Raw genomic sequence first — 13,758 nt, forward strand, 5'->3', positions numbered from 1 at the left:
GATGGTTTTATATATCGATCATTATGATTCTTTTAGTAATACAATTGTTGATTATATAACTTATCTTGGTTATCAAGTATCAATAGTAAAAACTGATGAGCAAATTAATAATATTGAGCAATATTCTCATATTATTATTGGCCCAGGACCAGGTCATCCAGAGGAGCTCAAAAATATATATCCAGTTATTGAGTATTGTCAGCAAAATAACTTACCTTTGTTAGGAATATGTTTAGGACATCAGCTTATTGCTCAATATTATGGAGCAAAAATCATAAAAGCTAAACAAATATGCCATGGTAAAATGTCTGAGATTAAACTAATTAAATCATCTGCACTATACAAAGATCATCCACTAAAATTTGCTGTAACACGTTATCATTCTTTAATTGTTGATGATATTAAAGATCCGCTGATTACTTTAGCCTCAACCGATAATGGTGAAATTATGGCTTTTGCTCATCAAAAAGCAAATATTTTTGGTGTTCAATATCATCCAGAAGCATATTTGACAGAATATGGTTTATTAACTTTAAAGAATTTTTTAGCTATTTGATTATATTTTTTGAGGTTTTATATAAAAGCTTAAAATATTAGCAATAATAAGTAACCCAAAAAATAATCCATAAGCTATTTTGTAACTCAAAAAAGTAGCAAAACCATAATCTACTAAAGTTTTTTGAATATATGCAGCTAGTGGATTAATAATACTATTTAAGATATATTCAACCAAAAATAGTAGTGATAATATACTGACAAGATAACTTTGCTTACGTTTATTTGCTGTATCAAAAACCATACCTGTAAAACCAAAACCAATACCAAAAAACAACGCTGCTAAGCTAAGTATATAAATATTAGTGATATTTGTATAAAAGATGATAATGACTGAAATACTAGCTAGCGATGTGAAAATAAAGATATGAATTCTTTTGAGTAGTTGAATAGCAATAATTAATCCAACAACGATTGAAGCAATACCAGAAGCAAGTGATGCAATGCTATTACCTATTAAACCAGCTTGTTGACTGGCTAGCTTAGTATTTAATAATATAGTATTTCCCCAATAGCCAATAGTATTAAAAAATACACAAGTAAAAAAACTAGCATAAAGTATCGTAAAGATTATTTGTTTATCTTTAAAAATATCTTTCACACCAGCAAAATAATCACTAAATGATTTGATATCATCGCTTCTAGGAATCCTACCATATTTAAATCTGCTAATAGAGTAGAGCATCAATATAACAAGCATAAAACTTGCCAATGTCAAAACTATATAAGTATAACTGTATTGCTTAACAGCATAATTTAGAGGAGCTCCTGAAATAGAAACTGCTAACGAGCCAAAAAAATAAATAAAACCTGTTGCAATTGCAAATAGACGCTTACTAAGAATAATACTTGTTAGTCTATACGCACTCATCATAGCAAAAGCTGTACCGACACCTATAATAAATCGTGAAGAAAGTAGAGCCGCTGAGTTAGTAGGAAACGCAAAAATTATAGTTCCAACTAGAACTATTGTCATCGCAATCATTACAGGAATATCAATACCATATCTATCGACTATGATTCCAACAGGTATCTTCATAATTAGCATTGCGATACTATATATTGATATAGCAAAAGCAATGTCAATACTAGAAAATCCATATTGATTTATCAATGGTATAGAAAATGCCGAAAGTGAAGTATTTATCATGCGAGTATACATATAAAATGCTACCGCACTTAACCATATTAAGATTAGAAAGATTTTTTTGGACAATGTTTTGAACCTATATTAGAACGGTATTGGATATTTTCTTCTAACTTTTTCGATATCCGCTATTACTTCAGCTGACAACTCAAGATTTATAGCATCAATATTAGTCTTTAGTTGTTGCATAGTAGTTGCACCAATTATACTAGAGCTTATGTAATCTTTTCTAATTGTGAAAGCTATAGCCATTTGGCAAACATCTAAATTATATTTTTTAGCGATTTCTAGATATTCTTTAACAGCCAAGTCAACTGTAGCATTTTGTCTAGTTGCAAATCGAGCTTTCTGCTCAGGTGATCCCATAACCTCATCAGACATTCTACTTCCAGCAGGGATATTACCATCTAAATACTTACCACTTAAAATTCCCATTTGTAGTGGTGACCATGCCAGATAAGATATATCTTCAATAGCACATGTTTCCATTACATCAGTTTCATCTCTTCTTCTAAGTAGGTTATATTCATTTTGTAAACTAACTATTCTTGGTAGATTATGTTTTTCTGCTAAGTTAATAAACTGGTTTAGACCCCAAGCCGAATCATTTGATAATCCAATATGTCTAATTTTCCCAGCTTTAATAAGTTCATCACATGCTTTAAGTGTTTCAAGAATATTATCTTGTATTTGTTGTTTAGTATTAGCACCCTGAGCTGGTTCAAATGACCACCAATCTGCAAAATGATAGTTCGGTCTATTTACAGTCCAATGAAATTGATATAAATCGATATAGTCTGTCTTTAATCTTCTAAGGCTATTATCAACAGCTGAAATAATATTTTCACGATTTATTTGAGGATTTTCCTCATTTCTAGCCCAAGGAATAGGCGAGAATTTCGTAGCTAATATAACATCCTGTCTTTTTTGCCTAGAAGCAAACCAGTTGCCAATAATTTCTTCTGTCTTACCATAAGTATTAGGTGTTGGTGGAACAGCATATAGCTCAGCAGTGTCCCAAAAATTAACTCCTTGAGAAAAAGCGTAATCCATTTGTTCAAAACCCTGATCCTGAGTATTTTGTGCCCCCAAAGTCATAGTTCCAAGGCAGATTTTACTTATATCAATATTAGTTTTACCTAGTTTTGTATATTTCATATTTATCTTTAATTATTTTAAACTGTGAAAATTATAACAAATAATAACCAAAATTTGATTTGTATTTAGTTTTTCTAAAATGGAACAGGATATTTTCTTCTAACTTTTTCAATATCAGCTAAAACCTCATCGGATAGGTTTAGATTTATCGCTTCAATATTTGTTTTTAGTTGTTCCATAGATGTAGCTCCAATTATGCTACAACTCATATAGGCTTTTCTGATTGTAAAAGCTATAGCCATTTGACATATATCAAGATTATGTTTTTGCGCAACTTTGATATACTCAGTGACAGCATCATCGTTAGTAGCAAATCTAAAAGCATAACGATCTTCTTGTCCATCTAGAATCTCAGCAGACATCCTAGTACCAGCAGGGCGAGCACCATTGCAATATTTGCCTGTTAGTACTCCTTGCTCAAGTGGTGACCATGCAAGATATGATATCTCTTCAAGAGCACAAGTCTCCATGATATCCGTTTCATCTCTACGGCGATTAAGATTATATTCATGCTGAATACTTGCTAGACGTGGTAGATTATGTTTTTCAGCTAAGTTAATAAATTGATTTATTCCCCAAGCTGAGTCATTTGACAGTCCAATATGTCTAATTTTTCCAGCTTTAATTAACTCATCACAAGTAATTAGAATTTCATAGATATTATCAACTATACGTTGTTTATTTTGTTGACCTGCTAGAGGTTCAAAATCCCACCAGTTACCAAAATGATAGTGAGGTCTATTTGTTGGCCAGTGGAATTGGTATAAATCAAGATAATCAGTTTGTAAGCGCTTTAGACTATTATTTACAGCATCAATAATATTTGTCTTATCAGTGATAGGGTTTTGCTCATTTCTAGCCCATATCATAGGCGAAAACTTAGTCGCTAGTATTACATCACTACGTTTCTGCCTTGTTTTAAACCAGTTGCCGATTATTTCCTCAGTTTTGCCATAAGTCTTAGCAGTAGGGGGAATAGCATACATTTCAGCAGTATCCCAAAAGTTAATACCCTGAGCAAGAGCATAATCCATCTGCTCAAAGCCTTCATCTTGAGTATTTTGACGTCCCCAAGTCATAGTACCAAGACATATTCTACTAATATCAATATCAGTTTTACCAAGTTTAGTATATTTCATAGCTAATTTTTAAATTTAAATCTGTGTAGAAATTATAGCTTAAAATTGAAGTTATTCTATTTAAATATTTTTATTGGGTTATAGATACTAATTTAGTCGATATCGTTGGATTATATTTAATATCTGCATTAGGAAATGCATCATAATTTTTACGAGCTTGATGTAATTTTGTGATATCTAATTTTTCGACAACTACATCTTCTTTATTGAAATTACCCATATTTAAATGATTGAGTTTAAAAGCTTTATTCTGAGGAGATGTAAAAATTATTTGACTTACTCCATCAACTCCTTGGGTATTTTGTTTATCTAAGCCTGAAGCCATACCTACTACCATTCCGTATGCAAAATTTTGGATTGATAACATTTTCATTGCTGTATGAACTCTATTTAAACCGTACAAATCATTTGTGTAAGATGGTGCGATTATAATATCTGGATTAACTTTTGAGAGTTGTTCAGAGACATTCGGAAACTCACTTGTGTAACATATTACAACAGCAATCTTAGTGCCTTTATAATCTAGTACTAATATATTTTTACCAAACTTATTATAGCCAACATTTCTTTCTTCTGGAGTTAGATAAATTTTATCATTTTCTATTACTTGACCATTAGGTAAACCTACTAAAGCAGTATTAGATATTTTATCTTTCTTGTTTTTAGCAATAGTTCCACCTATAACAATTATCTGGTATTTTTTAGCGAGATTGGCTATTAAGTTTTTAGTTTGACTATAATATTCACTAAGTTTAATTATACTTTGTTTATTCCATGGTAGATCATCAATTAAGTTTACCGTGTTATCTTCAGGAAAGACTACGATTTCAGCACCTTGATCTTTAGCTTGTTTAGTTAGTCTATCCATATCATTGGCAAACTCATCAAAAGACTGTTGTTTGATTAGCATCTGTGCAGCGGCTATGCTAACTGTCTGGCTATATACATAACCGTTAATAGATATAATAATAATTATTATTAGATATTTTAGGTGTTTAATCATTCTAATTATTCTCCCGTCTAAAAAAAAGTAATTAACTTTTTAGACCTTAAGATGCTTGAGATTGAATACTTAAATATTCTGATTTTGTTTGATAAGTTCTAGAACCATTTTTCATTAACTTAAGAAATGCTTCTACATCTTTATTTTTAAGGGCTTGATTCATAGCTGTATGGGCATCATCTATAGATTTCCATTCAATGATGTCAACCCATTGATTTAGATCTTTAGTATTTTGTGTTAGTGTTCTCTTTATGAATCCTTTGTAGTTTTTTAAGTCTTGAGTTACTTTACTAGATAAATTTAGTACTTGTTGAGTAGAAGTATCTTTAGATGTTTCAAACGAGACTATTTCGAGAATAGGTGGATTGCTTACAGCATGTGCATCAGAAGTATCTAAAAGCAAAAAAAGCATACCAATGGTGAGACCAAATATAATTGCTACTTTTAGTATCATTTCTTTGAACATCTCATTCCACAATATTTAATTACTACATTTGTATCATTATATAGTTTTAAAATCTTTCTTCAATCTTGGGTTGATGTTTTAATGAAATTAGAATATTACTTTATTTAACGGATAAGTAAAATTTAACAATTCCTAAATATTCATGAATTATTGTCTGCGTTATATAAAAATTATATGCATTAGGGAGAAAACTTATTTCAGGAGTTACTTTAGATGAAGCAATGTTTATTGTATTTATATTGAAGCTATCAAAAATTAATTTAGCTCTTTGATAGTGAATACCTCCTGTAATTAAACAATATTTAGCATTCTTATCGTTTAAGATTTGTTTGGTGAATCGAGCGTTTTCGTAGGTATTTCTAGATTGTTTTTCTAATCTTATTTTTGATTTTGGAATTCCTAACTTATAGAGAATATCAGCATAAACTTCAGCCTCTGATAACTTATAATCTGAAGTGTAACCTCCACTTATTATGATATCTTGAGGATATTGGTTATAGACTTCAGCAGTTTTGAGAATACGATCATAAGCACTAATACTTGGTTCTAATTTATCAAATGCATGATTAATACCAGCTCCTAATAAGATTATCGCTTTAGTATTTGCACATTGTTTAATATTTGTAGATTCTAATCTAAGAGGTTTAGCCAAGATATTACCAATAATGCCATTACCCACAAGATAGTAGATAATTGCTATGATGATAACAAAATATCTAAGATAGCTTTTCGAGAATACACAAACAATTATTAGGATAATAAAAAATAAAAACCCAATGTCTAATAAGCTACTCATTCTAGAATCATTCTTTTTTAGCAAAAGTACCACCAAGCATTTCAGTATATGTTTCAGAGTTTTGATTATTTGTGCCTCTAAATGATACACATGTGTGTTTTGCTTTTATTTTTACACTAACATCATCTGTTGAGAGGATAAATTTTAGGGTTTCAAATATTTGAGCAGTCATTCTTTCTTGTATTTGTGGACGTCTTGCAAAGAAGTTGCAAATACTATTGATACGACATAAACCTATAATATTATTATTTTTAGGAATAAATGAAACTTCGGCAATACCTTCAAATGGCACAAAATGATGCTCACAAAATGACATTATAGTTATGTTTTTTTGTGTAAGTACTCCTTCATATCTAAATTCATTCTCATATAATGCACAAGCTGGAAAATTAGCATAATCTAAGCCATTGAATATTTCTTGAGTAAACATCCTAGCTATTCTATAGGGTGTTTTTTCAAATTCATGTGTCTGTAAGCCTAGAGTATCTAATATCTCGCGATATGCCTTTGATATCTTGGCTATTTTGGCATTGTTATCAAGTTCAAAATTTCTGGTTTGTTCTAGACCTAATTTTATGAGATGTTGTTGTACATCTTTTCCTAGCTTAGAACAGTATTTATCATTCATATTTTATTAGCTTTAGATTTAATTAAATGGGCTTTAAGTATTATATTATTTAATAACACATCTTTATAGAGTAAATAGAAGCTATTAGTGTTAATATAGCTAAGCTAAAAAATATCGGAAATAAAAAATTCATGCAATTCTCAGATTTAGGTTTAAATCCTTTAATATGTAGCGCTTTAGAAAAAAAAGGCTATACAAAACCAACTCCAATTCAAGCCAAAGCAATACCATTAGTTCTAAAAGGTAATGATGTCATGGCATCTGCACAAACAGGAACAGGCAAGACAGCAGGCTTCACATTACCAATTATCCAAAGACTTCTTGATCAACCAAAAGCTCAAGCAAATAGAATCAAAACTTTGATTTTAACTCCTACAAGAGAGTTAGCAGCACAAATACAAGAACAAATTCAAATATATGCAGCAAATACACATATCCGTTCAGCAGTGGTTTTTGGTGGTGTTAGTATCAATCCTCAAATGATGAAGTTACGTAAAGGTGTTGAGATTTTGATAGCTACTCCAGGTAGATTGCTTGATTTATATAGTCAAAATGCTCTTAAATTTGATAGTTTAAATACATTTGTTTTAGATGAAGCAGATAGAATGTTAGACATGGGTTTTATTAATGATTTAAAAAGAATCCATAAGCTTTTACCAAAAAAATTACAAACACTAATGTTCTCAGCTACATTTTCACCAGAGATAAAAAATCTTGCTAATGATTTTCTTGATAATCCTCAGTCAGTATCTGCAGATGTTGTAAATACAACAGTCAAAAAGATTACTCAGAAAATTTATACACTAGATAAATCAACTAAGATTAATGCTTTGATTTCACTAATAAAAGATCAAGATCTACATCAAGTTTTAGTTTTTTCACGTACAAAGCATGGCGCTAATAAGATATCAGAGAAATTGAACAATGCTGGTATAACAAGTAGTGCAATACATGGTAATAAAAGTCAAACAGCTAGAACAAAGGCATTAGCAGATTTTAAATCCAAAGATATAAATGTTTTAGTTGCAACTGATATCGCAGCACGAGGAATTGATATTGCCCAACTACCTTGTGTGATCAATCTTGATTTACCAAATGTTGCTGAAGATTATGTCCATAGAATAGGGAGAACTGGTAGAGCAGGGCAAGATGGTTTAGCTATTTCTTTAGTAAGTGCAGATGAAGTTGAATCATTATCAAATATAGAACATTTAATTGGGCATCTTTTACCAAGAGAAGAGTTAGAAGGTTTTGAGGCTACTCATAATGTTCCTATTACAAGTATGTCACGCAAAACTAAGGCTAAAAAAATTGATGAAGTTAAAATAATAGCTGCAAAGAGAGCAAATAAAAATAATAAAAACACTAATCAGAAGAAAAGCTCAAATCATAATAAAGATTTTGCAAAAAAAATAAAACAAAAAATTCATCAGAATAAAAGTGTCAGAAAGCCAAAGGCTCAAGATTAATTATTTGTTGTAGGTAAAACTGCATTCTCTTCATGCATCCCATGGGTATTCTCAGATACGAAATGTACTCTTGTACTTTCAATGATAGAATTTAACCAGCCACGAGCAATCCACATAATAGCAGCGATTACTGTTACAAATATTCCTATAGTTAAGAATACATGTCCATAAACGGCTAGACCTTCTACTTTTGTAAATACAATACCCTCTGCAGGAGCAGTCAAAGCACCTACATAACCACCAATTGGACCAGCAACCATTGTTGTTAGAGCCCACATTCCAAGAGCAAATCCACTCATCTTACGAGGGAATAGCTCAGCAACCATAGATAAGCCTAATGCTGAGATTAAAAGCTCTCCAGTAGATTGGAAGAAATAACTAGCAACTAACCACCATCCGGATACAATACCATCAGTAGCTGTAAACTGTGGAAAGTATAGTACTAAAAATGCCATAGCACATAGTGTCATACCAAAACAGAATTTTGTTACATGCGTACCAGGTATTTTCTTATATATTACAGATAATAAAGGTGACATAAGTACAATTACTAATGGGTTAAGTACTTGCCATTGCTCACCATGAACAGTCATGCCTAAGAAATGAGGATCAACATTATTAACAGCAAAAAAATTAAGTGAAGTAGGCATCTGTTGGTATAGTACGAAGAAAATAATTCCTTGAACAATCAATATTAAAGCTACTAACATTCTTTTTCTTTCATGCTCAGACTGTTTTAGCATTTGCATAAAGAAGTATATTAGTGCTAGTATCGCGATTACAACCACTATACTAGTACATAAAGTAGTATCCTCTAGAATATTGCCTGTAATAAATATTGCTATACAAGCTCCTATAATGACTACAAAGACTTTTATCCAAGACATCTTTTGCTTACCAGCCTCTGTAGCAATTCTTTGAATTTTTGGATAGAAAACAGTATAACTAATCAAACCAAGAAACATCCCAAATGCTGAGCATAAGAAGGCATGAAGATAGCCATATTTAGCTGCTAAAACAGGTGTTATAAGCATAGATACAAATGAGCCAATATTAACCGCCATATAGTATAAAGTCATAGCACCATCAAGAGCTGGATCGCCTTTTTCAAATAATTTTGAAATCAAAGAAGTAGGATTAGCTTTAAATAACCCGCCACCAATAGCAACACCTGCTAATGAATACATCACTATAGTTTTTTCTGTACTACCTAATAAATCAGCTATAACTACACTAAAACTAAGAGATAAGTAAGATAAAAATAAAAATCCTGCACCAATAAATATTGTACGCTTAGCACCTAAATAATTATCTCCAATCCATCCACCAATTAATGGACCACCATATAATAATGCTGAAAAAGAACCAAAGATCAACATTGCTTCGGACTCACTAAAGCCTAACTTCTTAGCGAAGTATATAGCTAATATTGCCTGTAGACCATAATAGCCAAATCTTTCCCATAACTCTAATGTCCACAGAACCCAGAAAGGGGTAAGATTACTTTTTTTCGAATGACTTACATCATTAATAGTCACAATTATTCTCCTATTTTGAACAATATAAATAACCTTTGAAAAAGGTCAAAAATTCATCATAGAATATTTAAGCTGTAAAAACAATAATAAATAACAGGAAGGATTATATTTTTATTCAATATGACTTAATATAGGTTTAATATATATTATCTAACAACAACAGCTGTACCGTAACAAAAGACCTCTGTACCACTAGTAGTTCCACCTAAACTACTTGAGTCATATCGAATAGCTACTATAGCATTAGCACCTAACTCTTGAGCTTGATTTATCATTTCTTGTTCAGCATGTAATCGAGCTTCTTTACAGACATTAGTATAAGAGGTATTTTTTCCACCTATTATATTTTTTAGTCCCCCTAGTATTCCTTGAGTTATAGTTGGAGTTCGCACAATTATCCCTGTAACTAGACCTTTGTATTCTATAATTTCTCTTTTACCAAGAGTATCAGCTGTAGTCAGTATCATAAGATTTCCTTACATAGTTACAAGCTCTTCTGAGCTAGTAGGGTGGATAGCTATAGTATCATCAAAGTCGCGTTTAGTAGCACCCATATTGATAGCTACTGCAAACCCTTGTAACATCTCATCAACATTTATACCAATCATATGACATCCAACAACTCTTTCATTATCACCTGTTACAACTAGCTTCATAACTGTTGGCATTCTATGACCAGAGATAGCACAATATAGAGCTGTAAAGCGAGATTTGTATACTTTCACATTATCATCACCATACTTGTTTCTAGCTTCTTTTTCAGTTAATCCTACAGTACCAATAGCAGGGTGCGAGAAGATTACTGTTGGGATATATTCTAGATTAGCTTTTAGATTAGTTTCATTATTAAATAGTCTACGAGCTAGATATCTACCTGTTTTGATAGCTACAGGTGTAAGTTGTGGCACGCCTGAAGCATCACCTAAAGAGTAAACTCCTTTAACATTTGTTTCAGACCATTCATTAGCAGGAATTATGCCTTTATCAGTAATTTTTATATCAGTGTTTTCTATACCTAAATTATGAGTATTTGGCGCACGACCGGTTGCCCATATTAGAGTATCAACATCTTCTAAAACCTTACCTGTATCAGTAGTGATTTTGAGAGTGCTACCAACTTTTTCAACTTTAATGATGTTTGTATGATTCATGATATTTAGGTTTGTCATTTGCATACATTCAACCAGAGCATCACTAATACAATTATCAAACTCCATTAGAGGCTTTTCTCTACGCACCATAACAGTTGTATCTGTACCGTGAGCATTTAGTACTCCAGCGATCTCAACACCTATATAGCCACCACCAACGATTACGGCTTTTTTTGGAGTTTCTTCTAGCTCAAAAAACTCATCAGACGTGATACCTAGCTCAGCACCTTCGATATTTTTTGGCACAATAGGGTAAGCACCTGGAGAAATAAAGATATGATCTGCTGTAAGTTCTGTACCATCATCTAGAATGATAGTCTTATTATCTTTAAATTTACCCCAATTATTAAAATGAGTGATGTTCCATTTATCTAATAGTCTGTCATAGAAACCATGAATATTACCTATGTATGTAGCTCTTTTTTCTTTAAGCTTTGCCCAGTTGAAACCTTTAACCTCAACATCAAAGCCATAGCCTGCGACATCATGCTTTAGTGCTTCAGCTAGGTTAGCTCCATACCACATAGCTTTTTTGGGTACACAACCTCTATTTACACATGTACCGCCAAGCTCACGTTTTTCGATAATAGCAACTTTTTTACCAAATTTAGCAGCCTGTACAGCAGATGCTATACCACCAGAACCACCACCTAAACTTATTACATCAAAATGATTATTACTCATTCTATTTCCTTACTATTTATTTTATGACTACAATTTTACTTATTTAGTTTGTAAATATGTAGAGTTTTAGTTACTTGTCCATTTTCATCAACTTCACCAAAACCGATTGCTTTAATCTTAAAGCTAATTGGTTCTAACTTCGTATTTTTGATAATCGTATTAAAATCTTTGTCAAAGTTATCTCTTTCTTGATCTGTTTGTAAATTTGCAGCCAATATACTTATATGAGGATTAAATTCTGCAAAAGCATTTGGTGAGCCATATTTTTCAAAAGATGCTAATTTACTTGGGTAAAATTTAACCCAACTTGGAGCAGGGTAGTCCTTATCTCTGTACTTCGCTAAGTCTTTTATCACAGAATTTGATAATTGCTGTAATGATTGAGAATTTTTTATATCAAGCATTACAAAACCACTTTTGCCAGCACTAAAACCAGTAGTTTCTATATAAAATAGTTCTGTATTATTAGCAAGATTAGCTAATTGACTCTCAATATCTTTAATATATTTGCTTTGAAAACTTGTTAAATACAATGTCAAATGTACAGGATGGTTTTTGATAAAAGGAGTAGTTTTGTATTTCTCTAGTACATTTGTTTTAGCTAAAGAATCATCAAATTCTTTAACATATTTATCAGCTGTAGTATCTGGGATTAGATAGACATTATATTGTTTAAAATCATCTGCAAAGCTATCTAATGTGATAAATAGAAATGCAAACAAAATAAATAATTTATGTTTCATTAATATTCCTTGAGTTGATTTATAAATATATTAAACGATTCTATAATATCAGTTTTTGCGGTATCAACTCTAATAATCTTATCTTTCCAATATTCGTAATCTCTATCTAAGACATTCTGCCAAGTAGGGTACTTATTCGGGTTTGATTTATATCTGGTTTCTATTCTATTTTGATGAGCCTGTGTATCACTACAGATGATTTCTATATTTATAACTTTTGTATTATTTATCTGTGAGAATGAGTCCCATAATTCTCGAGACTCCAAGATAGGGTTACAGCAGTCTATAATTACATTTTTACCAAGCTTAAGATTTTCCTTAGCTTGATAATAAACTATCTCATAGCCTTGTTTAGTTAGCTCTTGAGAATATGCTTTTTTAAGATAATATTCAACAGTATCAATTCTAAAGTATGCCGTATTAGGTATAACTTGAGCTAATTGTTTAGCTAAAGTTGTTTTGCCTACTCCTGGTAGGCCTGAAAATATGTAAGCTTTTGGCATGATATTAATTTTTAGTGTATCTACATTTTGGAAAATTATTACAACCTAGAAAAATCTGACCTTGTTTTTCTCCTTTTTTAATAGTTCTCTCTACTAGTAAACCTGAGCATTTAGGACAAATTTCTTCTGATTTATACTTTTCTTTAAGATTTTTAACATGTTTATAATTATTTACTATATTACTTTTTTGCTTCTGATTTTGTAATACATTTGAGTATTCTTCCAATTTAGAATAACTAAGCTTATTAAGATTTTGCTGCTTTAAATAATTTCTTAATCGAAAGATTTTGAATACATTTTCGGGCATTTTTGTTTTAAAAGTTGCACTACCAACAAAAACGATAATATTATGAATGAGAGTTTCATCTTCTAAGTGCAGCATAGCACTAATAGTTCTAACATGCTTATAGTTTTGATGTATTGGATTTTGAAATTGAGATTTATGCTTATATATCTGCTGTGTCCAATTTTTACTTTTAGAATCTCCGAAGATCCATCCTTTCATATTTTTAGTTTCAATTACGAATATCCCTGATGGAAGAAGCAATACATGATCTACTTGGGTAGTATCTTTATCTGTAGGTAATAGCAAATTATTTAACAATATGCCTTTTTTATCTTTGACAATATTTTTTACTGACATTGCTAAGATTTTTTCACCGATCCATCCTTTGAAAAGAGGAGTTTTTATAAATAAAATAAATAGTGCAATAATCCACAAATACCAATATTCTAGAAGTGCTGAAAATATTGGTAATAAAATTGCTGATACATTCAT

15 protein-coding genes are annotated in these 13,758 nt (G+C 31.1%); 2 read left to right on the plus strand and 13 right to left on the minus strand.

Annotation, left to right across the window (positions count from 1 at the left end; translation table 11 throughout):
- The first annotated feature begins 1 nt into the window (after position 1).
- A complete protein-coding gene (locus ACKTR7_RS00720) occupies positions 2–556 on the plus strand; it encodes an anthranilate synthase component II (RefSeq protein WP_407876567.1) in 555 nt (184 codons plus the stop codon).
- Here the strand turns inward: ACKTR7_RS00720 and ACKTR7_RS00725 are convergent, their stop codons facing one another.
- From ACKTR7_RS00725 to folE, 7 genes are all read right to left on the minus strand, one after another.
- A complete protein-coding gene (locus tag ACKTR7_RS00725; RefSeq protein WP_407876568.1) occupies positions 557–1,717 on the minus strand; it encodes an MFS transporter in 1,161 nt (386 codons plus the stop codon).
- 69 nt (positions 1,718–1,786) lie between these two features.
- The gene (locus ACKTR7_RS00730) at positions 1,787–2,860 is read right to left on the minus strand and encodes an aldo/keto reductase (protein ID WP_407876569.1); all 1,074 of its coding nucleotides are present in this window, start codon (positions 2,858–2,860) and stop codon (positions 1,787–1,789) included.
- Between the two features lie 74 nt (positions 2,861–2,934).
- On the minus strand, positions 2,935–3,999 hold the full coding sequence (locus ACKTR7_RS00735; protein WP_407876570.1) for an aldo/keto reductase: 1,065 nt from the start codon (positions 3,997–3,999) through the stop codon (positions 2,935–2,937).
- Between the two features lie 70 nt (positions 4,000–4,069).
- On the minus strand, positions 4,070–5,002 hold the full coding sequence (locus tag ACKTR7_RS00740) for a nitrilase-related carbon-nitrogen hydrolase (RefSeq protein ID WP_407876571.1): 933 nt from the start codon (positions 5,000–5,002) through the stop codon (positions 4,070–4,072).
- A 46-nt stretch (positions 5,003–5,048) separates the two neighbouring features.
- Positions 5,049–5,468, minus strand: coding sequence for an EbhA protein (locus tag ACKTR7_RS00745; RefSeq protein ID WP_407876572.1), 420 nt, complete (start codon positions 5,466–5,468; stop codon positions 5,049–5,051).
- 100 nt (positions 5,469–5,568) lie between these two features.
- Positions 5,569–6,264 carry a YdcF family protein gene (locus ACKTR7_RS00750; RefSeq protein ID WP_407876573.1) on the minus strand — a complete coding sequence of 232 codons (696 nt, stop codon included), beginning with the start codon at positions 6,262–6,264 and terminating at the stop codon, positions 5,569–5,571.
- Between the two features lie 7 nt (positions 6,265–6,271).
- On the minus strand, positions 6,272–6,892 hold the full coding sequence (folE, locus tag ACKTR7_RS00755; RefSeq protein WP_407876574.1) for a GTP cyclohydrolase I FolE: 621 nt from the start codon (positions 6,890–6,892) through the stop codon (positions 6,272–6,274).
- 131 nt (positions 6,893–7,023) lie between these two features.
- Between folE and ACKTR7_RS00760 the strand changes: the two genes are divergently transcribed.
- Entirely contained in the window at positions 7,024–8,361 is a 1,338-nt protein-coding gene (locus ACKTR7_RS00760) for a DEAD/DEAH box helicase (RefSeq protein ID WP_369851100.1), read from the plus strand.
- On the opposite strand, the gene ACKTR7_RS00765 is transcribed toward ACKTR7_RS00760, so the two are convergent.
- The 6 genes from ACKTR7_RS00765 to ACKTR7_RS00790 all read right to left on the minus strand — a co-directional run bounded on the left by ACKTR7_RS00765 (position 8,358) and on the right by ACKTR7_RS00790 (position 13,758).
- On the minus strand, positions 8,358–9,899 hold the full coding sequence (locus ACKTR7_RS00765; protein WP_407876575.1) for an oligopeptide:H+ symporter: 1,542 nt from the start codon (positions 9,897–9,899) through the stop codon (positions 8,358–8,360). The genes ACKTR7_RS00760 and ACKTR7_RS00765 overlap by 4 nt on opposite strands.
- A 146-nt stretch (positions 9,900–10,045) precedes the next feature.
- Positions 10,046–10,366, minus strand: coding sequence for a YbjQ family protein (locus ACKTR7_RS00770; RefSeq protein ID WP_044526166.1), 321 nt, complete (start codon positions 10,364–10,366; stop codon positions 10,046–10,048).
- A 9-nt stretch (positions 10,367–10,375) separates the two neighbouring features.
- The gene (gene gorA, locus ACKTR7_RS00775; RefSeq protein WP_407876576.1) at positions 10,376–11,734 is read right to left on the minus strand and encodes a glutathione-disulfide reductase; all 1,359 of its coding nucleotides are present in this window, start codon (positions 11,732–11,734) and stop codon (positions 10,376–10,378) included.
- A 35-nt stretch (positions 11,735–11,769) separates the two neighbouring features.
- The gene (locus ACKTR7_RS00780) at positions 11,770–12,477 is read right to left on the minus strand and encodes a 2'-5' RNA ligase family protein (RefSeq protein ID WP_407876577.1); all 708 of its coding nucleotides are present in this window, start codon (positions 12,475–12,477) and stop codon (positions 11,770–11,772) included.
- A complete protein-coding gene (locus ACKTR7_RS00785; protein WP_407876578.1) occupies positions 12,477–12,980 on the minus strand; it encodes an AAA family ATPase in 504 nt (167 codons plus the stop codon). The genes ACKTR7_RS00780 and ACKTR7_RS00785 overlap by 1 nt, the downstream gene beginning before the upstream one ends.
- A 4-nt stretch (positions 12,981–12,984) precedes the next feature.
- A complete protein-coding gene (locus tag ACKTR7_RS00790; RefSeq protein ID WP_407876579.1) occupies positions 12,985–13,758 on the minus strand; it encodes an NERD domain-containing protein in 774 nt (257 codons plus the stop codon).

The organism is Francisella sciaenopsi, assembly GCF_045862875.1.
Taxonomy (GTDB): Bacteria; Pseudomonadota; Gammaproteobacteria; order Francisellales; family Francisellaceae; genus Francisella; species Francisella sciaenopsi.